This window comes from Desulfolithobacter sp. (assembly GCF_054025815.1).
Map to the genome: position 1 here is coordinate 1 of NZ_JBPMMS010000016.1, position 26834 is coordinate 26834.

Annotated in this window: 21 protein-coding genes; 7 read left to right on the forward strand and 14 right to left on the reverse strand. The window is 57.6% G+C overall.

The window, feature by feature from the left end:
* Nucleotides 1-1451, reverse strand: a 1451-nt coding sequence (locus tag ACXJJY_RS04585) for a PAS domain-containing protein (RefSeq protein WP_456385529.1), incomplete at its 3' end; no start/stop codon positions are given.
* A 255-nt stretch (nt 1452-1706) separates the two neighbouring features.
* Nucleotides 1707-2114 (reverse strand): desulfoferrodoxin family protein, encoded by a 408-nt coding sequence (locus ACXJJY_RS04590; RefSeq protein ID WP_456385530.1) that lies wholly within the window; start codon nt 2112-2114, stop codon nt 1707-1709.
* 51 nt (nt 2115-2165) lie between these two features.
* Here ACXJJY_RS04590 and ACXJJY_RS04595 point away from each other — a divergent pair, with 51 nt between their 5' ends.
* Both ACXJJY_RS04595 and ACXJJY_RS04600 read left to right on the forward strand, forming a co-directional pair.
* Nucleotides 2166-2309, forward strand: a complete 144-nt coding sequence (locus ACXJJY_RS04595; protein WP_456385531.1) for a hypothetical protein — start codon at nt 2166-2168, stop codon at nt 2307-2309.
* 282 nt (nt 2310-2591) lie between these two features.
* A complete protein-coding gene (locus ACXJJY_RS04600) occupies nt 2592-4202 on the forward strand; it encodes a putative bifunctional diguanylate cyclase/phosphodiesterase (RefSeq protein WP_456385532.1) in 1611 nt (536 codons plus the stop codon).
* Between the two features lie 320 nt (nt 4203-4522).
* Here ACXJJY_RS04600 and ACXJJY_RS04605 read toward each other — a convergent pair whose 3' ends face one another.
* The 12 genes from ACXJJY_RS04605 to ACXJJY_RS04660 all read right to left on the reverse strand — a co-directional run bounded on the left by ACXJJY_RS04605 (nt 4523) and on the right by ACXJJY_RS04660 (nt 20506).
* Nucleotides 4523-5260, reverse strand: a complete 738-nt coding sequence (locus tag ACXJJY_RS04605; RefSeq protein WP_456385533.1) for an ABC transporter permease — start codon at nt 5258-5260, stop codon at nt 4523-4525.
* Nucleotides 5257-6093 (reverse strand): ABC transporter ATP-binding protein, encoded by an 837-nt coding sequence (locus tag ACXJJY_RS04610; protein WP_456385534.1) that lies wholly within the window; start codon nt 6091-6093, stop codon nt 5257-5259. The genes ACXJJY_RS04605 and ACXJJY_RS04610 overlap by 4 nt, the downstream gene beginning before the upstream one ends.
* A 231-nt stretch (nt 6094-6324) precedes the next feature.
* Nucleotides 6325-7386 (reverse strand): magnesium chelatase ATPase subunit I, encoded by a 1062-nt coding sequence (locus tag ACXJJY_RS04615; protein WP_456385535.1) that lies wholly within the window; start codon nt 7384-7386, stop codon nt 6325-6327.
* On the reverse strand, nt 7387-9423 hold the full coding sequence (locus tag ACXJJY_RS04620; protein ID WP_456385536.1) for a putative cobaltochelatase: 2037 nt from the start codon (nt 9421-9423) through the stop codon (nt 7387-7389).
* A gap of 24 nt (nt 9424-9447) precedes the next feature.
* Nucleotides 9448-13347 carry a cobaltochelatase subunit CobN gene (gene cobN, locus ACXJJY_RS04625; RefSeq protein ID WP_456385537.1) on the reverse strand — a complete coding sequence of 1300 codons (3900 nt, stop codon included), beginning with the start codon at nt 13345-13347 and terminating at the stop codon, nt 9448-9450.
* A 39-nt stretch (nt 13348-13386) separates the two neighbouring features.
* Complete coding sequence (locus tag ACXJJY_RS04630; RefSeq protein WP_456385538.1) at nt 13387-14169, reverse strand: ABC transporter ATP-binding protein; 783 nt, start codon at nt 14167-14169, stop codon at nt 13387-13389.
* Entirely contained in the window at nt 14169-15203 is a 1035-nt protein-coding gene (locus tag ACXJJY_RS04635) for a FecCD family ABC transporter permease (protein ID WP_456385539.1), read from the reverse strand. Before ACXJJY_RS04635 ends, ACXJJY_RS04630 begins: the two co-directional genes overlap by 1 nt.
* Nucleotides 15200-16246 carry an ABC transporter substrate-binding protein gene (locus tag ACXJJY_RS04640; protein WP_456385540.1) on the reverse strand — a complete coding sequence of 349 codons (1047 nt, stop codon included), beginning with the start codon at nt 16244-16246 and terminating at the stop codon, nt 15200-15202. Before ACXJJY_RS04640 ends, ACXJJY_RS04635 begins: the two co-directional genes overlap by 4 nt.
* A 13-nt stretch (nt 16247-16259) precedes the next feature.
* Nucleotides 16260-18461, reverse strand: coding sequence for a TonB-dependent receptor plug domain-containing protein (locus ACXJJY_RS04645; RefSeq protein ID WP_456385541.1), 2202 nt, complete (start codon nt 18459-18461; stop codon nt 16260-16262).
* Nucleotides 18462-18566: 105 nt separating this feature from the next.
* The gene (locus tag ACXJJY_RS04650; RefSeq protein ID WP_456385542.1) at nt 18567-19367 is read right to left on the reverse strand and encodes a TonB family protein; all 801 of its coding nucleotides are present in this window, start codon (nt 19365-19367) and stop codon (nt 18567-18569) included.
* Between the two features lie 111 nt (nt 19368-19478).
* Nucleotides 19479-19886, reverse strand: a complete 408-nt coding sequence (locus ACXJJY_RS04655) for an ExbD/TolR family protein (RefSeq protein WP_456385543.1) — start codon at nt 19884-19886, stop codon at nt 19479-19481.
* Nucleotides 19883-20506: a MotA/TolQ/ExbB proton channel family protein gene (locus ACXJJY_RS04660; RefSeq protein ID WP_456385544.1), complete on the reverse strand. Its 624-nt coding sequence runs from the start codon at nt 20504-20506 to the stop codon at nt 19883-19885. The genes ACXJJY_RS04655 and ACXJJY_RS04660 overlap by 4 nt, the downstream gene beginning before the upstream one ends.
* 1180 nt (nt 20507-21686) lie before the next feature.
* Here ACXJJY_RS04660 and ACXJJY_RS04665 point away from each other — a divergent pair.
* From ACXJJY_RS04665 to ACXJJY_RS04685, 5 genes are all read left to right on the forward strand, one after another.
* Entirely contained in the window at nt 21687-24752 is a 3066-nt protein-coding gene (locus ACXJJY_RS04665) for an FAD-dependent oxidoreductase (protein ID WP_456385545.1), read from the forward strand.
* 3 nt (nt 24753-24755) lie between these two features.
* Nucleotides 24756-25367 carry a hydrogenase iron-sulfur subunit gene (locus ACXJJY_RS04670; RefSeq protein ID WP_456385546.1) on the forward strand — a complete coding sequence of 204 codons (612 nt, stop codon included), beginning with the start codon at nt 24756-24758 and terminating at the stop codon, nt 25365-25367.
* Between the two features lie 105 nt (nt 25368-25472).
* A complete protein-coding gene (locus ACXJJY_RS04675; RefSeq protein WP_456385547.1) occupies nt 25473-25823 on the forward strand; it encodes an IscA/HesB family protein in 351 nt (116 codons plus the stop codon).
* Nucleotides 25824-25930: 107 nt separating this feature from the next.
* Nucleotides 25931-26533, forward strand: coding sequence for a sulfurtransferase-like selenium metabolism protein YedF (yedF, locus tag ACXJJY_RS04680; RefSeq protein WP_456385548.1), 603 nt, complete (start codon nt 25931-25933; stop codon nt 26531-26533).
* 11 nt (nt 26534-26544) lie between these two features.
* Nucleotides 26545-26796, forward strand: a complete 252-nt coding sequence (locus tag ACXJJY_RS04685; RefSeq protein ID WP_456385549.1) for a hypothetical protein — start codon at nt 26545-26547, stop codon at nt 26794-26796.
* Nucleotides 26797-26834 lie beyond the last annotated feature (38 nt).

The following is a 26834-nucleotide window of genomic DNA, read 5'->3' on the forward strand; positions in this document are numbered from 1 at the left end:
CTCTTGGTCCGGCTGGCGGCCTCGGCCTGGCAACGGGCCTCTTCCAGTTCCCGCTCCACCGCCTTGCGGCGGGTGATGTCCTCCACCACCCAGACCACACCCCGGGAGAGATCGGACGGGGTTATGGCCTGGCCGCTCAGCAGACAGGTCAGGAGGGTGGAATCCTTTCGCCGCAGGGTATACTCGATCTGTTCCAGGTTCCGCCGGGCCAGCTCCCTGGCATATTTCTGGACAAAGCGGCGGAACGAGGAACGACTGGGAAAAAAGATGCGGATATCGCCATCCATGATCTCTTCCCTTTTGTAGCCGAGCATCCTGCACATGCAATCATTGACATTGACGATCCGGCCGTGCCGTACCAGGACAATCCCCACCAGGCTGGCGCTGAAGATGGCCTCCAGTTCACGGGCCATGTCGAGCCGGGCCGCCTCGGCCAGGGTGGAGCGTTTCCGGCCCGCCCGGATCTCCGCGGCCAGCCGCTGTTCCTTGAAGGAATAGAGGGTCATGTTGACCAGGACCAGGGCCGTGAAAACGATCCCGCTGCCCAGCATCAGGACCAGGCTCCACGGATAGGGGACCGGCTGCAGGGAGGCCACCTGCCATCCTTGGAGATTGACCGGCTGCAGATCCACCAGCCACCTGTTCCCCTGGTAGGAGACGATGCGCCGGTCCAGGACAAAGGGCAGTGGCTCGAGAATATTGTCGCTGAACTGCCGGCTCTCTTTCAACCGCGCCAGGGTGCCCGGCTCCAGGGGCAGGGCGCCATGGAAAAGCCATTCCCTGCGGGTGGCGGCAAAGACGATCCCCTCGGGGGAAAGCAGCATGGCGTCGAGCTTGTCGCTGATGGTGGAAAAAAAAGAGTCCACGACCTCCATGCCGATCTTGATGACCAGGACCCCGTCAGGGGAAGCCCCGGAGACACCGCGGACAGGAGCGCTGAAATAGAGGCCCCGCCGACCCGTGGTCACCCCCACTGCAGGATACTGGAAAGGTTCCCCGGCAAGGGCCCGGGTGAAATAGGGACGGAAGGCATAGTTTCTGCCGGTGAGAGTCTCGCCGTTGTCATAGGGCGAACAGCCGATAACGGTGCCTGAGCGGTCAAGTACGTAGACAATGGAGGCGCCCAGGACCTTCCTGGCCGTGCTCAGCACCTGCAGGAGACGGGGGTTGTCCACCCCGGTCCCACCGGTGCAGACGTCCCTGACCTGCCGGGAAGAGGCCAGTTCCACCGCAGCCCGGGTGAAGTGGTGAACGATGAAATCATTGACCTCGAAGACCAGGTGGCCAGTGGTGGCCCGCTGCCTGTTGCCGTTGATGATTCGCACCGCCCGGTCACCGCCGGCGGCCACGGCCAGCAGCAGGACAAGGGTGGAAGCGCAGATAAGGAGGATGATACGGCGCGGACCGGCCTGGTGCCGCGACCTTCCGCGCCGCTGCAGAAAATGCGTCATCGGTTCCTGGATTCAGGCGATTGGGGACAGTGCCGGCCTGCCGCCACGGTTGCACCTGCCCTGGAAAACCGGGACATGTGCCATGGAACGTATAGCTGGATACCCCTGCTCCGCCCGGGGCAGATGGCAGCCGGCCGTTTTTCTGTTATGAAAATATCACCAATCAGAGAGAAACGACACAAAAAAAGGCCATGCCCGCAGGCATGGCCCTCCCCGGCGGTGCTGCATCCGCCCGGCCCCTTGCTCCCGTCCCGCCTAGACAGCGGTTTCGGTCAGCCAGAAATCATGCTTGTTGCAGAAGCTGGTGGCATAGACCCCGCCCTTGTAGCCTGGCGGCAGGGTATAGGTGGACTCGGGCTTGTCCGCGGGCGAAAAGGTGGTGCCCCCCACCACGGTGCCATCGGCAAGAACCAGGGTATGACGGACGATGTAATGGGCCGCCGACATGGGATGCCTGGTGACAATGGTGACCCGGTCTCCGTCGATGGTGACCTGCGGTGCATGACTGGCCACCTTCTTTGCCCAATGGCCTGGATTCTCACTGGTGTAGACAATGCCCCTGTAGGCAGACCGGTCGGCGGCCACGGACGTGCCCGCCCTGCCCAATGCCAGGATGGTCGCTGCCGCAGCCGAGGTCTTGAGGAAATTACGCCTGTCGGTCATCTTGTGTACCTCCATCAATTTTAACTTGGGAATAATAACCAGTTTATAAACATGACCGAAACCTCCCGCAACCCTTTTCTGCAGGCCAGGGTTTTTTCCTGCCCCCACCGGCGCCGGTGCCGCCAGCAGCGGACCTGGATAGCAACAGACAATGCCGTGGCCTGCGGCAGGATTCAGGCAGCCGCTCCGGCATAAATCATTTTATTTTATTTTTTCCATCCAGTATGATTGATGGATCCGTAAAAAGTCCATCACCCTCTAAAGATGGCGAAGCATACAAGTTCGATATACAAGGCGTAGCGGTATCGGCCAAGCGGAGGCGCACATGTAGTACGTCGAGCATTGACCGTAGCCGCTACAACGCAGTAGATCGGACTTTTTGCGACGCCATCATGATTATGTATTCTGAAAATGTAGTGGTACGGAACGTGTCCATGCCAGAAACCGAAACAGCCAGATGAGCTACCCGCCGTTGTCATGATAAAATCCTTTGCCATCTTCTTTGTTGCCGCAGGGATTGTCGGGCTGCTCATCGCGCTGCTGCCGACCCACCGTATCTGCCGGAAGGCGGAACGTCACTTCACCGCCTGGCGGATCCTGGGCGGCTTCATCCTCTTCTTTATCATCGGCTACTTCAGCTACCTCTATCTTCTCCTCACCCACTCGACGGTTCCCTTCATCGAGCTGATGGTCTCCCTGGTCCTGTTCGGCGGCTCCATCTTCGTGGCCACCGTGGTTCGCCTCAGCCTGCTGTCCATCGAGGAACTCCAGAAGGCCGCCGAGATAGAACGTCACCGTGCCCTGCACGACGAACTCACCGACCTGCCCAACCGGGCCCTGCTCCACGAACGGATCGATCAGGCCATTCTCGACGCCAGAAGAAACAACAGCCCCATAGCCGTCCTGCTCATGGACCTTGACCGGTTCAAGGAGATCAACGACACCCTGGGCCACTACTACGGTGATTACGTGCTCCAGCTCATCGCCCCGCGCCTGCGGAGCTGTATCCGCGAGTCCGATACCATCTCCCGCCTCGGCGGCGACGAATTCGCCGTGGTCCTGCCCGGCGTCAACCTGGAGAAGGCGGCCGCCATCTCCGAGAAGATCGTCCAGGCCATGGAGGAGAGCTTCCAGATCGAAGGCAATGACCTGCACCTGGACATCAGTATCGGCATCGCCATGTATCCCGAGCATGGCCTGGAGAGTGACACCCTGCTGCAGCATGCCGACATCGCCATGTACGAGGCCAAGCGGTGCGAGGGCAACTACGCGGTCTACGATGCCGAGCAGGACCAGCACTCCATGGACCGGCTGATGCTGACCGTGGATCTGCGCAGGGCCGTGGAAAAGGACCAGCTCGTTCTCTACTACCAGCCCAAGTTCTCCCTGATCGAACACCGGGTCTGCGGGGTGGAGGCCCTGGTCCGCTGGCAACAGCCCGACCAGGAGGGCCTGCTTCTGCCCGACGACTTCATTCCGGTCGCCGAACAGACCGGCCTGATCAGGCCGCTCACCTACCGGGTCCTGGACAGCGCCTTTGCCCAGCTCCACCAGTGGCAGCAGGCAGGATTCCATATCCCCATCGCCATCAACCTGTCGGCCAAGAACCTGCACGATTCCGAGACCTATAGCCAAGTCAGAGACCTGCTGGCCAAATGGCAGGTCAATGCCGCCGATATCACCCTGGAGATCACCGAAAGCAGCATGATGGCCGATCCGGCCCGGGCCTTCCGGATCATCGAAGACCTGCACAGCCTCGGCATCCAGTTCGCGGTCGACGATTTCGGAACCGGCTACTCGTCTCTCTCCAATCTCAAACAGCTTCCGGCCACCGAGCTCAAGATCGACAAGACCTTTGTCATGAACATGCTCCGGGATGAAAACGACATGGTCATCGTCAAGGCCACCATCGATCTTGCCAACAACCTGGGGCTCAGGCCCATTGCCGAAGGTGTCGAACAGAAGGCGATCCTGGAAGAACTGGCACGGCTCGGCTGCGAGACCGTGCAGGGCTTCCATATCTGCCCCCCCCTTGCAGCCGAAGACGTCCTGGCCCACATCCACCGCCTCAACAACACCCGTCCGTAATCCCCCGCCAGGTAACCACCCAAGGGAGACCCGACCACCTGTTGTTTCAGCTACAATGGTGTAGTCGATCTCAAAAACCGCAGATTCGGAGTCTACGCCTACCTGTGCGGACAGGCACGATTCATCGTAAGCGCGCACAGGGACCGCATCTTTGCACGGTCGTGCCTGCCCGCATAGGTAGGCTATAGCGGTCAGGCACGCCTGCACAAATCCGCGGCCCCTGAGAGCGCTTACATCATTATGTTCGAAAAAAACCGATGGTTGGCCATCCAGTGAGGGGTTACCGACAAGCTGCTCACCACCATCCGCTTCTCGTGAAATCAATCCCTGGCCCTGTTGACGGTCGCTACCGCAAAGACAAAGGTCAAAATTCCGAGACCGGAAAGAACAAGGTAATCACCTGCCGCCGGCATCATGCCAAAAGAAGAGGCCCGTATCGCTCCTGCGGCGTGGGTAAAAGGCAATAAAACAAGGGCTTTCTGCGCCCAGGCCGGAAGATACTCAAGCGGGAAAAAGGTCCCGCCCAGAAACGACATCGGCGTTATGATGAAACTGGTCATCATTGCCTGGTCGGCATGGGATCTGACCAGCATGGCAAGCCCCACTGCCAGGGAGGAAAAAACAAGGCTGTTCAGCAAAAAGGCCGACCAGAAGAGGATGTTGTAAGAAAGGATGATGCCAAAAAACGCACCTATGACAAGGATCACAGTGCCTGCAAGCAGGGCGCGGGTCATCCCGGCCAGCACCTCGCCCATAACGTAGGCGACGTTGGTGACGGGAGCCGTCTGGAACTCTTCAAAGATATGCCAGTAAAAACGGGAGATGTTGATTTCGCTGCCAATGGCAAAGGACTGGGTCATGCTGGTCATGGCAGCCAGGCCGGGAATCAGAAATTCAATATAGGTGTGTTCCCGGACGGTAATATTTTTCCCCATTGCGTAACCAAAAGCGATGAGATACAGCAACGGCGAAACCGACCAGGTAGCGATCAACCTGTAGAGTCGCCGTCGGAGTATCAGCATTTCCCGGAAATATATCGCTGTCCATCCACGTATCATTGCACTTTTCTGCCCGTCATTTTCAAAAAGACGTCTTCGAGGTTCACCCGCCGCACCGCAAACCCGTTTTCTCGGCCGGCGGCGTATCGTTTTGCCTGATGCCGACTGTCGAAGTACAGGGTCTGCATCCTCTCTCCCTTGATTTCCTCCACGGCCCAGTTACCCACGGTCTTTATCAGGTTTCGCGGGCTATCCAGGGCAACGATTTTTCCCCTGTCGATAAATGCCACCCGCCCGGCCAGAAGCTCGGCCTCTTCAAGGTAGTGGGTGGTAAGAAAAATCATTACCCCGTCCAGTTGAATCTTTTTGACAAGGGCCCAGACGCGTCGGCGGATGCCGGGGTCCAGACCGACGGTAGGTTCATCCAGGAAAAGGATTCCAGGGGAATGCAAAAGCGCCCTGGCGATCATCGCCCGCCGTTTCATCCCGCCGGAAAGTTCACCGGCCGTGGTGTCACGTTTTTCTTCCAGTTCCACATGGTTCAGCAACGAATCGATGCGCGGGCCTATGCTGCCGCGCGGCATGTGATGAAGGCGGCAATGGACATACAGGTTCTCATAAAGGGTAAGCTCGCTGTCCAGATTGATATACTGCGATACCAGACCGAACTCTTTCTTGGCCGCAAGTGTCTGTTTCTCTATATCGTAGCCGTTGAGCGTCACCCTGCCGGCGGTCATGCGGGTCAGTCCGGTCAATATCCGGATGGTGGTTGTTTTGCCGGCACCGTTGGGACCGAGGAAGGCGAACAATTCGCCACGCTCCACCTCCAGATCGATTCCTTTAAGTGCCGTGACGCGGCCATAGTTTTTTTCAAGGCGTTCTGTGCGGATCACTGTTGCTCCGGTATTTCATCGGCCCAGGGGCGGAAAGGGTCTATTGGTCAGCCGCACAACTACCGGTATTTCTTAACAGTTCAGCAGCACACCATCTGCAGACGATCGGCAAGCCTTATGGAGCACAAGTACACGGCGGCTTGCCGCTTGTCCACATCTGGCGCACTGCTGAACTGTTACAATTTATTACGGTATTTCAAAGTAATTGCCGATAGGGGAGAACTCTTGCGATCAGCCGTTACCGGAGGTGTTCGGGCGTTGTTCCCTGGCCCGTAACTGTTTGACGTCCACGACGATATCCTGAAGCGGCTGGCGGCGGATGCGATGGGGCAGGACCAGCTCCGCGGCCGCATCGATGTCGGTTTTTCCCACCCGGTCACGGCCATCGCAGGCTGCAAGGGTCTTAGCCGTCTTCAGGATAATGATGTCCCCTCTATGGCCATCCACACCTACATCCAGACAATAGCCGGCGATTTCATAAAGCAGTTCACGGTCGATAGTGACTCGCGGATAGAGAGCCACGGCCTTTTCGATTTTTTCCACCAGCCTCCTCGATTCTTCTTCCCACTGCGAGCAAAACCCTTCGGGGTCTTCGTCAAAGGCGGCCCGCCGTTCCATTATGGCCACCCGTGCTTCAGCTTCAGCGATGCCTTCGATGTTGACACACAATCCAAAGCGGTCAAGCAACTGGGGGCGCAGTTCTCCTTCTTCGGGATTCATGGTACCCACCAGGGTGAAACGCGCCGGATGGGTGAAACTGATCCCTTCCCGTTCGATGGTGTTGACGCCCATGGCCGCCGAATCGAGCAGCACATCCACCACGTGGTCATCCAGCAGATTCACCTCGTCCACATAGAGGATGCCTCGATGGGCCGCAGCGAGAATACCGGGTTCCACTCGTTTTTCCCCTTTTTTCAAAGCATGTTCCATGTCCATGGTGCCCACTACCCGGTCTTCCGTCGCGCCCACGGGCAGTTCGATCACCCGAATGCCCCGGCGCACGGTCTCCACCGGCTCACTGTTCATCCTTCTCCGGCTGCATTCAATACGGACACATTCCTGGCACACTCCGTGACTCCCGGTGGGGGCAAGCTGAAACGGACAGTCTCTGACCACCTCGATTTCAGGCAGGATCTGCGCCAGGGCACGAACCGCCGTGGATTTTGCCGTTCCCTTTTCCCCCCGGATCAGAACACCGGAGAGTGTGGGGTTGATAATGTTCAGGACCAGGGCCTTTTTCATTTTTTCCTGGCCCACGATGGCGGTAAATGGATACAGATGAAGATGGGACATTTATGCATCTCCTTGCACGATGTTGAGCAGGGTGTCTGCTTTCAGGTCTTCGATTTTGAAATATCGGGCATTCATCGCATCGGCCAGTTTTTGGGCCAGGCTGAAAGTTATCAGCCCTTTAACCTCGGTATCCACCACAATGCACCGGATACGCTCATCCATGGCGATACGTTCGGCAAAGGCAAAGGCCTCGTCCAGCGGCTTTTTCTTCCCAAGCGAGGTGTTGGACTTGCCGTCGGTGATAACGATGGCAATGGGACGGGCGGCAGGTTCGCGAACAAGATAGTTTCTCAGGATTTCATAGGATTTGGCCAACGCGGCTGACAGGGGAGTACGTCCGCCCACGGGCATCTCCCTGAGAAGGCTGGCAGCCAGTTCGACGGAGGATGTGGGCGGCAGATTCACCACGGCCTCGTCTTTGCGGAAAGATATCATGGCGACACGGTCCCGTTTCTGGTAAGCATCCAGAAGCAGGGACATGACGGCCCCCTTGGTGGCCACCATCCGGCCCCGGGCCCCCATGGAGCCACTGGCATCCACGACAAAGAGCAGGAAATTGCCGATCCGCTTTTCCCGGATTTTCCCCCGGATATCTTCCGGCCGCAGGACCACCGCCAAGCCGTTGCCGTTCTTTCGCCTTAGCTGGTAGGGAGCAGCTGCCCGCAACGTGGCATCCAGGGCCACATCGTCAGTATTCCGGCCAACGACGCTTTTGACGTAACGGCCCTGTTTCCTGGAAATCCGGCTACGGGATCGGCGCCCGGAGCCGCGACGGAATATCCGGTCCTTCGGGGCAGTGAACTTTCTGACTCTAAACGTATTTCCTACGTCAAAAATCTGTTCCTGCACATCCTGCTCATCTTCCCGCTGGTGCCGCTCTTTCTCTTCCTGGTGCGATTCCGCCGCCATTTCATCCTCTGCGGCCGTGTTCAGGTCCTCTGGCTGCGAGTGTTGGCCGTCCCGTGGCTGCTCCTCCTGTTGATGACCTTTGTCCTCCCGGGTTTCCTCCTGGTTGTTCCCGGGAGGGTCTCGATGATCGTGATCATGATCATGTTCCGGCGGCGGTGGAGGCGCAGATTCCCGTTTACGATGCAAAAGGGCCATTGCTGCAACCTCACGTATTTCCTCTACTGTAACTTCAGGCTGTTCCCTGTAGGCGGCAAGCGCTCTTGCGGCCTGCTCGATGACAAGGTCGGCCCGGTGCCCGGCAACAGAATTTTCCGTACAGAGCTCGGCGATCAGAGGGCGCAGATGTCCGGGCATGCTGACACCGGCAAGCATCTCGCGGGCCTGGATGATCCGGCGGGCGACGGCCCTGTTTTCCTCTTCGAATCGTCTGTTAAAGGCAATCGGGTCCGCGTCGTATGCCTCACGGCGCATCATGGTCAACACCCGGCTGTCCTTGTCGGCAGACGCCTTTACCTTGATACAAAGCCCGAAACGATCCAACAGCTGGGGCCTGAGCTCTCCTTCTTCCGGATTCATGGTGCCCACAAGGACAAAATGCGTCGGATGAACAAAGGAGATACCTTCCCGCTCGATGTGGTTCTCGCCCGATGCCGCCGCATCCAGAATCACGTCCACCAGGTGGTCGTCAAGCAGGTTGACCTCGTCCACGTAAAGAATCCCGCGGTGGACCCGGGCCAGCAGGCCCGGCTGCAGCAGCCTCCGGCCGCTGCGGATTGCCTGGTCGAAGTCGATACCGCCCACCAGGCAATCCTCGGTGGCGTTGAGCGGCAAGGTAACCACGGGCACACGGCGTTGAACGTGATGAGGCGGAGAGCTGCAAAGAAGGCAGATGGAACACCTTTCATCCTGCTCGTCGGGCCCACATCCCAGAGGGGATCCTTTGACGACATCGATCTCGGGCAACAAGGCGGCCAGGGCCCGCACTGCCGTGGACTTGGCCGTGCCTTTCTCACCCCGGATCAACACCCCGCCGATACGCGGATTAATCACATTTAACAGCAACGCCAGCTTGAGTTGTTCTTGCCCAACGATCGCTGAAAATGGATAAACAGTGTCATGTATTGTCATTGTTCCCGACCGGAAAGGCCCGTATCAACCTTGCTGTTTATCCTTGACGGCCTGCATGGCAGCCTGCCATCTCTCCACCTCATCGGCAGTGATCACATCCACACTGCCGCCTTGAAAATCGCCATGGACATCGCCGATGGTCTCCTCCAGGCATGCTTCCGCGTCCAGATAGGCCTCTTTGAGCCGCTCGAACAGGTCGGGATCCGGTTTCCAGATCCCCCGGCTTTCAGCCTCCAGCAGGCGGCGGCCTATCTCCTCCAGCGCCCATGGATTGACCTTTTCGAACCAGGCTTTCATTTCCGGATCAAGCACGAAGGTCCGGGCAATGTCATCAAAAATCCAGTCGTCCACCTGGCCGGTGGTGGCGCCAAACCCGTAGACGCGACCGATGCGTTTGTTCAAGTCTCCAGCGCCCTTGTAACCGTGGGCCTTCATGCCTTCGATGTATTTGGGATGCAGGAGCTTGGTTCGAACCACGCGGCGCATCTCCTCGGCAAAATCGGTGACCGCGACATTGGCCGGATCGCGGGTGTCGCCGTAGTAGGTCCTGGGCGTCTTGCCCGAAATGGACTTGGCGGCCACGGTCATGCCGCCATAGTTGCCATAAAAGCCGCAGCAGTTGAGAAAATCACCTTCGTCGGAAATGTGTTTGTCAAAGGTGACCTCCACCCGGCGCAGGTTCTCCATCAGTTCCCTGTGGGCCTGCACCCCGTAAGTTGGATCGCCGCTCCCGCCGCCGTAGGCGTAGCCGTTCCAGAAGACATAGACCTCGGACAGATCTCCTTCGCTCTTCCAGGCTGATGCCTGTACCGCCAGATTGACACCAGCCTTGTACACGCCCGGCCGGGCACAAAAAATCCGGAAGCTCAGTTTGCGGAACTGCTCCTCGTCCTCTATGGATACGCCCTGCCGCGTTGCCTGGGCGACAATGTGTTTGCGGATGAAATTCTGCTCCGGCGCTTCCACGAGCAGGGCCACAGCCTGGACTACCTGGTCCACATACTTGACCGTGTCGGGAAAACAGTCACGGCTGATGCCCGATACCCTGATGTTGACATCTATCCGTGGCCGCCCCAGCTCTTTTGATGGAACGATCTCAAAGCCGTCCACCTGGCCGTTGGCCTTCCATCTGGGCCTGGCTCCGAGCAGGTGGAGGATCTGGCCTATCTGCTCGCCGTCAGCCCGCATTATGTCCGATGCCAGCCATACCATGCCCACCGATTCCGGATAGCGTCCTTCTTCTTCCATGTAGCGTTTGAGCAGGGCGTCGGCCAGTTGAACACCCACACGCCAGGCAGCCCTGGTGGGGATGCGGGTGGGATCGACGTTGTAGAAATTACGACCGGTGGGCAGAATATCGTACCTGCCCCTGGAAAGATATCCCGAAGGCCCGGCCGGCACATGGCCGCCGTCCATGGCGTTGAGAAGGGCGTCGATCTCGGCGGAATCCTCCACGCGTTGATTGATCTCGCGCACCAGCGCGGCAAAACCTTCAAAGCGGGCCTGCAACGTGCCTTTGGGGACGACACCGAAAAGCTCCTGCAGCGCCTTGGCCAGGGTGCCTCCGGCGATCAACCGGGTGATGAGATCCAGGGCCTTGCGGTCGGCCTCATGGAGCATCTCCCCGTGGACCTTTCCGTTCCGGCCCCGGCTGCCCGGGGTTTTCAGGGCCGCAAAGATATCCTCGCCCCACAGGTCGAAGATCAGCCGTCGGGGATTTAGCTGGCTGCCGCTGTCAAAACGCAGGATGGTGTTGATAACCCTGGCGCGGTCACCGCCCCCCGGTACCTGGCCGAAGGTGTGCATGCCGATACGCGTCTGGCTGTTGCGGACGACGGACAGCAGTTCGTGGCAACGGGCTACCACATCGTCGAAGGAGCGGGGCTCGACCGCCTCGATATCCGGGCCAAACCGGGTTCTGTCAATGGCTTGCCGGATGAGATGCTCAAGCTGATGGGCCCTGGCACCATCCACGCCTCTGGCACGCTGATAGTCGCCCAGCAGGTCTTCCAGATCCTGCAGATCGCCATAGGTGTCGGCCGTATCCATCACCGCCTGCATGTGGTCCACCAGAGTGGCGTAGCTGCGCCGTTTGGCCACCACCCCTTCGGCAGGATTATCGGCGTTGTAGACATAGATATGAGGTACACTGCCGATGGCGATATCCGGCCAGCAATCCGCCGAGAGCCCGGCACCCTTGCCCGGCATCCATTCCAGGTTGCCGTGAGTACCGACATGGATGATGACATCGGCGCCGAAAACAAGTTCCATATACTTGTAGGTGGCGATATACTGGTGGGGCGGAGGAATATCGGGGTCGTGCAGAATCCTGCATACCTGGCCGTCACACCGCGAGCCGGCACAGCCGCGCTTGGGCTGCATGATCACGTTGATATTGCCGAAATTGAGCCCGGTGATGACCAGTTTGTCTTCAAACACCATACTGGGTGGCACTCCGTTCATCTCCTGTCCCGGCGGTACCCCCCAGGCTTCCACCAGGTCTTCCCGTGCTTTTGCCGGCAGGGTCTCGAACCATCGTTGATATGTTTCATTTTCCAGCAGAGCCAGATGACCGCCCTTGGAAACGATTTCATCCACAGTGGTCCAGCGGAACTCGGCAATGGCTTTACGCGCCAGAATGGTCTGCATCAGGGCCTCGCCGGATTCAGGGATGTTTTCAACCTGGTACCCCCCGGCCTGCATCTGCCGCATGATGCGCACCACGCTCTCGCCCGAATCCAAACCGGCTGCACCGCCCACACCGGCCTCCAGGCCGGCGCACTCGTTTTTGTGCAGCACAAAGACCGCCTTACGTTCCGCGGGCGGTTTGGCTGAAAGGTGAACCCACTTGGCAATACGATCAGCAATGTGTGTCAGCCGTTCGGCGATGACCTCGCGGATTTCAAAGATCGTATCGCTGCGTCCGTCGGCAAGTTTGCGGCTGCAGGCCACGATGACAGGTTCGATGTTGCCTTCGAACTCGGGCATGGCAATGCCGAAGCCCACCTCGGCCATAAGGCCCTGTGGATCTTCCTCCCACTCGGCAATGGATTTGCTGTAGGAGACCACCGGCTTGAAGACCGGTATATTGAGTTCCTTGAAAAAGGCCACTGACTGGGCCGCCACGCCTGTCTCCGAAATATCGCCGCCTGTTTCGCGGCCAAGAAAGAAAAAGTGCAGGTTGACCAACGCACTTATGCACGCCTTGCCATCCGGACCGGTGAAATAGCGTCTTGCCGTCTCAATGGGACCCAATGCACCGGCATCACTGTCCGGTGTGCCGTGGGAAAAAACCGGCAGCACGTTCAGTTCGTGCATTTGCAGGGCCTCGACAAGGGCCCTCTCCAGCGCTGTATCGGTGTTGATAAAGGCGTGCCGTGAAAAGAGCAGCCCCACTGTGTCTGCATGATGTTCCGGATACACCTTTCTGTACTCTTCCACTGTCTCATAGACTGTCTGGTCCGGCGGCTGCAAAATACCCTGCCATGGCAGGGGCACGGGTTCGCGTACGGGAATCCCGGCATCGACCTGGTGGGCCACGAACTCAAGCAGGCGCTGGTAATTATCCTGTCCCCCCTCAGCGAGATAGGCGTAAGCCCTGGCGCAGGTCGACAGATCCACGGTGGCGTTGCGCCCCCAGTTGGTTGGATCAAAAGAGGTGGTCACAATGGTCTTGGCCCCGGCGATATCGTCAATGCGGGCGCTGATCTCCTCCCAAAACCCGTCAGTCGTCCAGTATAAAAAAATGGCATCGGCTTTTACCGCGGCTTTCCAGAAACTTTCAAGGGTATCGGCGTTGTTTTCTATTTCTTTTTGCGAAAAAATCCTCAACTCTACATGGGGACTGGCATCGGCTGCCGCCAAAAAGGCTGGCAGATAGGATCCCCACATGATAGAGGCGATGCGAATTGGCTCTGTTTTCATCCTGCTGTATCCTCACTCGTCACTTTCAACCCGGCAGGTTCATGCGTTTTCATTGTCGGCCACACACCGTAAGGGCTGAACATAGGGATGCCCGTTGCCATGACGTACAACAGCTTCCACCCTGTAGACCGCGTGAATATTCTCAGGCGTAATCACCTCCCGAGGCGTCCCCTGGCAAAATATCTCCCCCTGCCGTATCAACAAGATGGTGTGTGAAAAACGGGCCGCCAGGTTCAAATCGTGCATGGCCACCAGGGCACCCATCTCCTTGGTTTCAACCAGCCCGCTTACCAGTTCCAGTACTTCCAGTTGATGATGCAGATCCAGGCTGCTGGTAGGTTCATCCAGCAACAGGTAATCCGGTTCCTGGGCCAGGGCCTTGGCCAGGAGCACCTTTTGGGCCTGTCCCCCGCTGAGGCTGTCCATATCCCGCATGGCCAGGTCGCCCAGATTCATTTCTTCAATGATTCGAGCGGAATATTCCAAGTCCTTGCGAGAAGGCCTCCACGCCATATGCGGACTCCTGCCGGTCAACACCGTTTCAAACACGGTCATGGGGAACCGCAGGGTCTCGCTTTGAGGGACATACCCTAACCGCCGGGCCAGCTCTTTACGGTGCATGTCTCCGGCATCCTGGCTCTCGATCAGTACCGCGCCGCCAGCAGGCTCGAGAATACCGGCAATACATTTGAGCAAGGTGGTTTTTCCCGCCCCGTTGGGCCCCGCAAGAGTAACCATGCGGCCTTTCCGCACGTCGATATCGACCCCCTTGAGGATGGGTGAGCCATTATAATTGAAAGCAAGATTCAAGACCTGAAGCATTACCAGTACTCCCTGGTGCGCCGCAGCAGGAGATAGAAAAAAAAAGGCACGCCGATAAACGAGGTCATGATGCCTATGGGGATCACCCGGGGTGTCCACAGGGTGCGTCCCAATGTGTCGGCGGCCACCACCACCACGGCTCCCACAAGGCCGGCGGCAGGCAATAAAAAACGGTGATCGGACCCTATCACCATGCGAGTGATATGGGGGGCCACCAGTCCCACAAAACCGATGACACCGGTGAAACAGATGCTGCCGGCAGTCATGAGCGAACCGGCAATAACGCCCCACATGCGGAGCCTTTCAACATCCACGCCCAGGGCCATGGCTGATTCGTCACCCCCGGCCAGAAGATTGAAATCCCAGCCGCGGCGCAGCAGCAGGGGCAGGGGCGCCAGGATCAGGACAGTGGCCATGCCGATCTCATGCCAGCCGGCCTTGGAAAGACTGCCGAAAAACCAGAACACCACCTCGTGGACCTGTTCCATGGTGCCCATGTACTGGAAAAGAGAGGTAAGGGAGGAAAACAGGAACATCTGGGCAATGCCGGTCAGGATCATGGTCTCGGCGGAGGCCCGCTTCATTCTCGCCACCGCCAGGATCAAAAAACCGCTCACCATCGCGGCGGCAAAGGCGCTGCCGGCCACGCGGTATATCTGAAAACCGCCGCCCAGAAAAAGAATCACGGTCACAGCCCCGAAGCCGGCTGCCGACCCTACGCCTAGGGTGAAGGGCGAAGCCAGGGGATTACGCAAAATAGCCTGGAACACCGTTCCGGCGATCCCCAATCCAAACCCCACCAGTGCCGCCATCAGAACCCGCGGCAAGCGCAGCATCCAGATAATGCTGTGGGTACGGCCGGTCTCCCTGAACAGGGCCCTCATGGTCTCTGCCGGGCTGAGCCCGGAAGCACCGGTGGAGAGCCCCGCAATGATCGCCACCGCCAGCAGAGCCGTGGAGAGGCACAGAAAGAGTACCTTGTAACCGGTACGCTCCCTGTAGCGACGGCACAGGGTTTCGACAGTGGCATTCATGGCAGGCATCGCCTGGAGAAATCCGATACATACACCCCCTTGTATGATACTCCTTGAAAGTTCTCCAGGTACTGCCGGTGTAAGGCACCGGGATCCAGATCCGTAAAGAGATGGGGATGTATCCAGCGAGCCATGTAGGCAATACCGATAATGGCCCTGGGTCCTGTCCAGATGGCACTGTCCATGACATGCACGTTTCCTGTTGATACAGCCGTAATGTGGCGCCAGGCCGGACGGTTCAGGATGGCATCCCGTCGGCGGTTGAAGGGGGTTGCATCCTTGAGCGTATAACCGTTTCCACAGGATGCCGCCTTGATAATCACTTCGGGATTCTCGGATACCACCCACTCGGGCGTTACATGAGGATAGGGAATGAAAAGACCGGCGGCGATATTTCTTCCTCCGGCCAGCGCACACATTTCATGTCCCCCTGAGCCCGGCCCCGCGGCATGATAGTCGGTGTAGCTTTCGATATAGACCGCCGGACGGGTCAGGACTCCATCGATTTTTCTCCGTATCATCTCGATATGCTGCCGGTGCCAGTTGCAAAAAAGCCGGGCCTCTTTTTCACGTTTGAGCAGTTTTCCCAGCACCATCACTTCCCGCCCCAATGTTTCCGTCTTATACAAATCAAGACGCAGTACCTGAATCCCGAACAAGGCCATTTTTTGTTCCAGTAACGGACCGGGATTCCGGCTGTAGGCGATGACAAGGTCAGGTTTGAGCGCAGCGATGGCCTCCATATCCGGATCCTGCCAACTGCCGACCTTCGGTTTCCTGACCAGATCACCCCAGAAGCCGGATTCCCGGTTGATCCCGGAGAACACACCCACGACAAGATCTTCGGCCTTCAGGGTGCGGAGAACCTCCAGGGTATCCGAATTCAGCGCCACGATCCTGTTGACGGGCAGAGAGACCCCCACCTCTCTGCCCAGGGAGTCCTGAACGGTAATGGATGCGCTAAACGCTGCTGTCCCGTTCAACACCAGGACAAAGACCAGGGTCGCGGTCAGCCAACTGACGTGCAATGCCTTCTTGATCACAGCACCCCACACATCAATACCGCACGGTAAGTTCGGCGAAAAATGTCCGGCCATCAGTCTTGTAGTATTGGTAGTATTCCTCGTCCAGGATATTATCCACGGAAAGGGACACCTCCATCCACTTCAAAGGCGTGACGGTCAACTTGGCGTCCATGAAAAAGGCAGGCTCGTAGGTGCCGTATACGCCTTCGGCAGTATCTTCATTGTCCGAGTCATTGTAGATTTTACTGCAATAACGGCCGATCAGGCTTCCCCTGAACCATTTGTATCGTGCGTCCAGGCCGATGTTCCAGGCGGTTTCGGGGATACCGGTTATTCGCTTGTCCTCGCTGCCAGGATCCGTGGGGTTGTCGATTATCCGTGCATCCGTATAGGTGAAGTTGCCCCAGAGGGAGAGCCAATCGGTCACTCTGTGCGAAGCTTCCAGCTCCAGCCCATAGGTACGTGCTTTTCCGGCATTTTGCCGGGTTTTTGTCGATCCATCGACCTGGTAATAGATCAGGTCGTCAATGTCATTGCGGTATCCGGTCAGGGAAAGGCGTGTTTTCCTGTCGAAAAAATACTGGCCGATGCCCATTTCATAGGTCCAGACGGTTTCGGGCTTGAGATCCGGGTTACTCTGATATGTCGTGCCCCAGGATTGCCAGGTTCGATAAAGTTCATAGAGTGTGGGTGGACGGAAGGCATGGCCGACAGAGGCCCGTACCATGGTATCGGCAAAAGGCTTCCATACAGCGGCGATTTTTGGACTCAGTTCCGATTCAGTATTGCTGTCATACCCGGTTTCCGCTCCCGGTACTCCCGAAGCACCGTCATACACCTTCCAGGAATCATAACGGAGCCCCAGGTACATGGTCAGAGGATCAAGAAGCTGCCACTCGTCCTGGGCGAACAGGGCCCAGGTTTTGGAATGGCCCCCGGAGTAAAAGATGCTCGGCCCCGAGCCCGAGTAGCTCCGGTAAAAAGGAATGTCGTAGTCATTGGTATCCGCCGAATCCGTGCGATACGACGTGCCCAGTGTAAGGAGGTGAGAATCACCAAGAGGAACATCTCCGCGTAGTTCACCAAACCAGCTTTCGTTTTCGGTGATTTTCATGGAGCCCGGAGAGTTATTGTAGTCGGCCGATCCACTTCCTGTCTCCAGGGTGTAGCGGTCATCCACCTGTACGGTGCCTGCCTGTGCATTGATCTCTACCTGTCCGAACAGTTCCTTGAAAGACAATGTATAGGTGTCAGTTTTATTTTTACCGATTCCCGTCCATCCGATAAAATCGTTGGGCCTGAACTGTGCTCGCTGGCCGGGCGCTGCGATGGCATACGTGGAATCATCACCGAAAGTCCCCATGTAGGTATTGGGCGGTCCGTAATCATACTCATGTTGCCCTGAAACAGCGGTGATGGAGAGATTACCTGTGTCTGAAAAATCCAGGCTTAATTTTCCGTTAACAGACCGACGTTCCGCTCCGTTTTCACCCTTGTCGCCGACAACCCAGCGTGTTGCATCGCCATATTTGTCGTCCATGGGATAGCCGCCTGCCACATTCCCGTCACCGGAAGAAATCGAGCGCACAACGGGCGTGGTCTCGTATCCATCAGTACTTTCCTCCTCGTACCCAAACCTGATGCTCAAGCGGTCCCGGAAGCGACTGCCCGCGCTGAACCGGTAACGCCAGGTATTGTTGGTGCCATACCCCCCGGTAGCCTCGAGTTCCAGTTTTTCAGGTGTCCTGGTAATGATGTTGATGACGCCTCCCATGGCATTGCCCCCGTATAGGGCTGAGGCGGCTCCCCGAACCACCTCGATGCTCTCGATGTTGCCCACCGGAAGCGCCCCCCAATCAAATCCGCCGGTATAGGCGTCATTGAGAGGCTGACCGTCGAGTAAAACCAGAGTGTACTGATCACCCTTGAAACCCCGCATCCGCACGGAAGCCGTGGTGTCCATCAATCCTTTTGTCCTTTTGACAAACACACCTGGAAGGATGTCGAGAGCATCATCCACGGTTTGGATGTTCTGCTTTTTCAGATCCTCTTTGCTGATACGACTCACACTTCCGGGTGCGTCATCAATCTGTTGTTCAGTCTTGGTGGCGGTGACCACGATGTCACCCAATCCGATCACCTCCTGTTTGGACCGTTCTTCCGCCCTGCCCGCAAAGGGTGCTGAAAAGCAGGAGATCGTCAACACAACAACCAGCCATCCTCTTTTCTTCATGATCCACTCCATGTCCTTGTTGCCTGAAACTTGTTCGGCAAATCGCACCAAGTCCCTTCACAGCACGGCTGCAGAAAATCGGACTTTTTGCGACGCCATCAATATTCACCTGCTCAACTCAAAAACAATACTCAGCCCCACCACCTGGTTCCCGGCGGACAGGCCGACCGGCGGTGGGGGGAGAGGCGATGCAGCCCGCACCGCCCGCAGGGCAGCCCGGTCCAGGAGGCGGTGGCCCGAAGTTCGGGAAACCTTTATCTCCTGCAGCTCTCCCGTTGCAGATACGGTGAAATGGATACCGACCCGCCCCTCGATCCGGCGTCGCCTCGCCGCCAGCGGGTATTTTTTATAGCGCCCGATACGTTGCCGGATCAGACGCAGGTAGTTGCGCAGCTCCGGGCCGTGATCGGAGCGTGGTTCCGGCGATGCCGCAGGGCCATTGTTGTCCGCGGCATCCTTCTCCACCGTCCTCGCTTCCTGTCTCTCCGGCCGCCGGATACCCAGCGGCAGACTTCTGACGACCGGGGCGGCCGGCATGGAAGCCGCAACTTCCACTGGCGCCGTTTTTTCCCGGATAACAGGAGGATCGGGGACAGGGTCCTCCCGGACGACCGGCCGCGGAACAGGCGGCGGCACGGGACGCGTGACATGAGGGACGACCCGTTTCAGAGCTTCCGGCGGGGCCGGCTTGTCCGGCCGTTTTCGCGGAGCCGTCTTGCGTGGCAATGTCCGCAAGGTCAGTTCGATGGGGGGCAGGTCCCTTTTCCTGTCGAACTCGGCATAGCGGATAACGACTCCGTGCGCGATAACGGAGATCACGATCAGAAAGGCCAGCAGCACATCCGACCTTTCCCGCCGTCCATCCTGCCTGTCTTCCGCGGCCGCAAACCGGCTCCTGTCGGTCATCTTCCCTGCAACTCTTGTCATCCAACAGTGAAAAACACCCCTCCACCGTGCGTAAAAATGGCAACATGGGAGAACGCGTGTTTTTGAATAGAAGCGGCGGTGGGCAGCGGGTCAGTACTCTGTTTCTGTTGCCAGGCTCAACCGCCTGGCCCCTGCGATCCTGGCGAGATCAAGAATCCTGACGGCCTTTTCCAGCTCAACGGAACGATCTGCCTTGACCACGATTATCCTGTCCGGACTGGCCGCAATACACCTCTTCAACTCGGCTGCCAGGCGTTTTCGGGAAAACTCCTGCCTGTCGATAAAAGCGTTCCCCTCCCTGTCCACCGTGATGGTCAGCACCTCTTCGACGTGGGGCGCTCCGCTTTTTACCCGTGGCGGATTGACGGAGATCCCTTCCTCGGCCAGGAAGTTGGAGGTCAGCAGAAAATAGATCAGCAACAGAAAAACCATGTCGATGAGCGGGGTCATGGGGATTTGAACCGGCTGAATAACTCGGCGCCTGGGATGAACAATCATTGCCGCCCCCCCATCTGCCAGACACCGACGGCTTTCATGAACTGAACCATGCCGTTCCGGAGCTGGGCCTCGTGTTTTTCGACCCTGCTGAGCAGATAACTGTGGCCGACCATGACGGGTAGGGCCACAAAAAGCCCCAGCGCGGTGGTCAGCATCGCCTCCCAGATGCCACCGGCCAGCACCACGGCGTTCACCTTGCCCCCCATTTCCTGGATGACCATGAACGCCTTGATCATCCCCAGGACCGTGCCAAGCAGACCAAGCAGCGGCGCGATATTGCCGATGGTGGACAGGGCCTGCAGGTATCTGGTCGATCTCCGAATCTCCTCTTCCATGGAATGGGTTATTACCGTCTCCAGGGTTTCCCTGTCCTGTCCCAGAACCTCGATGGCGTTGACCAGAATACGGCCCATGGGGGTATCCCCCTGGCTCGCGAGATCGGAGGCTTCCCTTATCTTGCCCTGACTGATCAGTTCGGCGATATCGTTTACCACGACATCCTCCCGGACCTTCAGCCGGATGAAATGGATCAGACGCTCGGTGAAAATAGCGAGCCCAACCACCGAGCAGAGCAGGATCGGCCCCACCAGGATGCCGCCTCTGGCAAGCAGGGCCATCATCTTGTCGCTGCCCCCCGCTGCTGATTCAAGGTGGAAGAACGGGCCGACGATGCCGATGAGACTGGCAATACCCGGGTCTCACGGTTTTTTCGGGCGGCCTTTGCGGAGTGACAGGTCATCGGCAACCACTGGCCAGCAAAACTGGCGGGCCAAATCCCCCGGGAGACAACATCCGCGACCGGGGGCATGCCATGGGGCCGTCCGCGCTCCCCTCTGATCTTGTCGAAATGGCAAGACTCAACGACACAACATCCGCCTTTTGCCCTGCTTATTGCCTGCATTTGTCGCCCACCCAGCAACAACCTTGCTGATAATCTTCCGCCCGCCATGTATTACTATTTCAAAAAAAATATTACCGATAATATATGGTTATTTTTTTTGTGCAACCATTTTTTAGTCTGGAAAAAGGCTATCGCCAGGATCATTCATGGTTTCGGCGCGACGGATCAGCCAGTCCCCCGGACAGATGATCCTGTTTTGCCGTTCCATTGCCCGGGGGAATGAGGAGTGGAGAGGGGGGAAACCGATGGTTGGTCATCCTGCGAGGGCTTACAATTCAGCAGCACGCCATCCGAAGTCTGCGCTTACCTGCATGCGCACGCGCCTGCCCCCCATAGAGCGGGCCATCAGGGTCTCGCTGCGCTCGCTTAGCTGCCGTCCAGCCGCGGATCACACACAGCTGAACTCCTTTTACATACATTATCTGTAATTCAAAACGGTTGCCAGTAGCGGCGAACTGTTACGTGGTGACAAGCCCGGCTCTCCAATTGATAATTTCAGCAGGACCTGTCGGTTCGGCCTTTGTTTCCAGTACCGTCGGCAACCGGTTGGCACAGGGTGTACCCACATGGTGCTACGGTTTCTGTTACGATGTTCTCATATCGATATTTTCCATTTGACCCATAGGTTTATTTCATGTATTTATGAGTATTCCAAACAGATCTTCACACAAGGTAACAAGATAAAAAGATGTACCATTTCACCTGCTTATCACACTGAACGTTGCGTTTGACGAGCAACCCGGTCCGGGTTGCACGAAGAACAGGCGCAATGTTTTCCCTCCCCCTTATCTGTTGACCCCACCCTTTATGTGAGGGCTTCACCTCGTAAGGAGCAAGGACGCATACAGCCTGTTTCTTCAGGCCATAATGCATCTTGATCCTTAAAGGAGGAAGCCTTCATGAATGCTCCACCTCTCACGAATCAATCCATCTCCACCAGCGGCGCCGTAATGGTGATCGGCGGCGGTGTAGCCGGTGTCCAGGCGGCGTTGGATTTGTCGGAACTCGGCTACAAGGTCTATCTCGTGGAAAAGAGCGGCGCCATCGGCGGGGTCATGGCGCGGCTCGACAAGACCTTTCCCACCAATGACTGTTCCCTGTGTATTCTTGCCCCTAAACTGGTCGAGGCCGGACGGGACACCAATATTGAAATCCTTACCAAATCCGAACTGATGACCCTGGATGGCGAACCTGGTCATTTTACCGCCAGGATCAGAAAGCGGCCCCGTTACATTGATCCAGAGGTCTGTACCGGCTGCGGGCAGTGCAGCCTGTATTGCCTGAAGGAGATCGGCGATGACTATAATGAAGATCTCCGTAGCACCCATGTCGCCCATATCGATTATGCCCAGGCGGTACCTGCCAGTTACCATATCGACCCCAAGACCTGCCTGCGGCTCAACCACCAGACCTGTGGTCTGTGCGCCGTGGTCTGCCGGGCGGGCGCCGTTCGTTTTGAAGACCAGGAAGAGACTGTTGACATTCCGGTCGGGGCCGTGGTTCTTGCCCCCGGGTTTGGCAGGATAAACAATGAGGTACTGCGCTCGTATGGTTGGGGGAAATTCGACGATGTGCTCACCGCCTTTGAACATGAACGGCTGATGTGCGCCAGCGGTCCCACGGATGGTGAAATCCTGCGGATCAGCGACCGGAAGCATCCGAAAAAAATTGCCTTTCTGCAATGTATCGGCTCCCGGGACGTAACCTGCGGCAACAACTACTGCTCGTCGGTCTGCTGCATGTATGCCATCAAGCAGGCAACACTGGCCCGTGAGCACGACCCGGATGTCGAGATCACCTTGTTCTATATGGATGTCCGCACCCATGGCAAGGGGTTTGACGCGGCCCGCCAGCGTGCCGTTGCCGAAAACAATTTCCGGGTCATTTATGCCAGGCCTCCACGGGTGGAGGATGTCTTCGACGGCGGTCTGCTCCTCACCTGGGCGGATGACTCAGGCGAACATCATTACGAAAAATTCGACCTGGTTGTCCTCTCCCAGGGTCTTGAAGCCCCGGATGACGCGGAGCAGCTTGCCGCAGCCGCCGGTATCGATCTGAACCATTATCAATTTGCCGCCACCGCCCCCTGCGCACCGCTTGCCACCAGCCGGCCCGGGGTCTATGTAATCGGCGCCTTTCAGGGTCCCAAGGACATCCCTGACAGCGTTACCCAGGCCGGCGGCGTGGCCGGACTCTGCTCCGGTCTGTTGGCCCCGGCCAGAAACAATGAAGCCCTTGCCCCATCTTTTCCGCCTGAACGTGATATCTCGGGCGAAGAGCCACGCATCGGCGTCTTTGTCTGCCACTGCGGAGTCAATATCGGCGGGGTGGTCAATGTGCCGGAGGTGCGGGATTACGCCCGGACATTGCCCAACGTGGTCTACGCAACCGACAATCTGTACTCCTGTTCCCAGGACAGCCAGGAACATCTCGTCGAGATCATCAACGAACATACGTTGAATCGGTTGGTGGTCGCCGCCTGTACTCCCCGGACCCATGAACCCCTTTTTCAATCGACCATGCGCGCGGCAGGATTGAACCGATCCCTTTTTGAAATGGCCAATATCAGGGACCAGTGTTCATGGGTCCACATGCACGAAAAGGAGGCGGCAACGGAAAAGGCCAGGGACCTGGTGCGTATGGCGGTGGCCAAGGCCTGCCTGCTAACCCCTCTCGTGGAGCAGGAGTTGCCGGTGACTCCCGCAGCCCTGGTGGTGGGCGGCGGGCTTGCCGGAATGACAGCGGCGCTGACTATTGCCGACCAGGGCTTTGAATGTACCCTGATAGAGAGGGCGCGCAAACTTGGTGGGCGTGCGGTGCTCCTTACACGGGACCGGCATGGCAACGATCCCCGCCAGGCGGTCGGGGAACTGAGCACCAAGGTACGGCGCCACCCGAAGATCACCGTGATAACCAGGGCGGAACTCAGTGCTATTTCCGGCTATGTCGGCAATTTCACTTCCACAATCACAGGACCGCAAGGTACTACGGTGGTCAATCACGGTGTCGTGGTCCTGGCCTCCGGCGGCAAACCGTATATCCCGCAATGTTTCGGATACGGTGAATCAAGCCGGGTTCTGACCCAGATCGACCTGGAGCAACGCCTGGCCAGGAAGAAACCTCTGCCGGCCAACTGCCGACAGATCGTCATGATTCAGTGTGTCGGATCGAGGGGAGATGATCTTTCTTACTGTAGTCGCGTCTGCTGCGGGCAGGCGGTAAAAAACGCCTTAAGGATCAAGGAAGTCCGTCCGGAGACGCAAATTACCGTCCTGTACCGGGATATGCGTACCTATGGCTTCATGGAGGATGACTTTCGCAAGGCCCGTGAACTCAGGGTCATCTTCACCCGCTACACCCCGGAGCGGCCTCCTGTTGTGACGGTAAGCAAAGGCGCCCGCAGCAAACCCACGGTGAAGTTTTTCGACCCGATTCTCGGGGAAGAGCTGGAACTAAGCGTTGACCTGCTCATTCTCGCAACCGGTATTGAGGCTGATGACTCCGGCACCCTGGCCAAGCTTCTCAAGGTACCGCTCACCAGTGACAGGTTTTTCCTGGAGGCCCATGTCAAACTGCGGCCGGTGGACCTGGCGGTGGACGGCGTTTTTGTCTGCGGGCTTGCCCATTCTCCGAAACCAATTGATGAATCCATTGTCCAGGCCCAGGCTGCCGCGGGCCGCGCCTGTCAGCCCCTTGCCAAAGGGAGTATCACTCCGGAACCTATTGTCTCAAGTGTTGATGCCGATAAGTGCATCGGCTGCGGGGCCTGCGAAAAATTCTGTCCGTACCGCGCGATTCAACTTTATAAGGAAGACAGGCGCCGCAGGGCCCGAACCACCGCCGCATCCTGCAAGGGCTGCGGGGTCTGCGCCGCCCGCTGCCCGACTATGGCCATTGACATGGGCCGCTTCACCTATGACGCCATCCTCTCCCAGGTCCATGCCTTCAATCCTCAAGGAGCGTAAATAATGGCAACTGAATATACCCCCAATATTTTAGGTTTTTTATGCAACTGGTGCTGCTACACCGCCGCCGATTCAGCCGGGGTGGGCCGCTACCAGTATCCGCCCAACCTGCGAGTCATCCGTATCATGTGTACAGGACGGCTTGATCCTTCCTTTCCCCTGGAAGGATTGGCAAGCGGTGCGGACGGTATCTTTGTCGGCGGCTGTCATCCCGGCGAATGCCATTACCAGGACGGCAATTACCACGCCCTGGTTACAGCCTCCCTGGTCCACGAAATGCTGGCACGGCTCGGTATTGCCCGTGAAAGGTTCCTGATCGATTGGGCCTCTGCCGCAGAAGGCCCGAATTTTGTCAGGATTATCACATCGTTTACTCATAAAATCAGGGAGCTGGGACCGTTGGGCCAAGCGGAAGGCGTGGAACAGGAGGTCGTACGCCGTCAACTGGCACAGGCCGCCGAGGCGGCACGAGGACGGAAAATACGCATCGGCCTGATCAACGCCGGCCGGGAGATGATGAAAACAAAAGATTTTTCCAGGGGAGCTATCGTGGCGCTGGTTCAAAAGAAGTGTGACAAGGCGCTGACAGGTTTACCGGAGGGAGACAGGATGTAAAACCGGTGAGACGATTACGCGGCTGTTGGAAAAGAACAGGGCCCAGAAAAAACCATAACAAATTGTACAAAAATGAAATCAAAAACCAAAACAAGGAGAACACGGATGATTGAGATTACCGAGTTGGCAGCGGAAAAACTCGCCGCTTATCTGAGAGAAAATAATATTGACTCACCGGTTCGCATTGCCGTCATGAACGGCTGCGGCGGTCCATCCCTGGGACTTGCCCTGGATGGGAAAAAGGACACTGACCATACCCACGAAAATGAAACCTTCACCTTGCTTCTCGACCAGGATTTAGCTCAATCCTGCGGCAGGGTGACGGTTGATTACCTTGAAAAGAGTTCCGGGTGCGGCTGCGGTGACAGAGGCGGCTTTTCCATTACTTCGGACAACCCCCTGCCCGGAAGTGCAGGCGGTTGCGGCGGCTCATGTTCGGGCAGTGGTTGCTGCTGAAAATTGAAAAAGATTGACCGGGGGACAGCCGGAGCGGCGATCGTCGGCGAGGTCGTGACGGACCCGGGGGAAGGGATCATGGTGAAAGAAACATTGGAGGACATCATATGACAAAAGAGATCAACTGCCGGGGCCTGGCCTGCCCTGCCCCGGTGCTGCAGATCAGGGATGTCCTGGAGCAGGAGAGCCCGGCCGCAATCGCGGTCATCGTTGACAACGAGGCGGCCAGGGAGAATGTCAGCCGGTTTCTGAAGCACAACGACTTTCAGGTTACCGTTGAAAAAACAGGCTCCGATTTTCGTGTGGCAGGCACCCGCAAGGGGGAGCGCTGCGAAATTATGGCGTTTCCGGAGCCGGAGGACGGTGTTGTCACCAGAAAGATCATGGTCATGGTGGGTACAAACCGGATGGGCCACGGTGATGACGGGTTGGGCACGGGGCTTCTCCTCAATTTTCTCAAGACGTTAAAGGAGATGGGGCCGGACCTGTGGCAACTCGTTTTTGTCAACAGCGGCGTCTTTCTTACCGTGGAAGGCTCCGAGGCGGTACCGGTCCTGCAAGAACTTGGTGAAAACAATGTGCGGATCCTGGTCTGCGGCACCTGCCTGAACCATTTTCAACTCCTGGACAAGAAACAGGTCGGTGAAACCACCAATATGCTGGATATCGTTACCGCCATGCAGATGGCCGACAGTGTTATCAACATATGAGGAGAACGTAGATGAATACAAAAGGTTTTGAGGTGAAACCCTACCCCGACATGTGGACCGAGCTGGACATGGATGTTCCCAGGTTTGACAAGGCACGGCAGATGCTGAGTGAAGTATATGACAAGATGTTTCTCTCCCAGCCCAACAGGCCGGAGAAAATGGCCTATTTTGACAACAGCTATTCCCGGACAGCTCAGCGTATCGGCCTGAAAGTATCCAATTTGACCGCCAAGGCCCTGCTGAGCCAGAAAACATACTCCTGACGGTAGCACAGGCTCGAAAGCAGCCAGCTACTGGTACA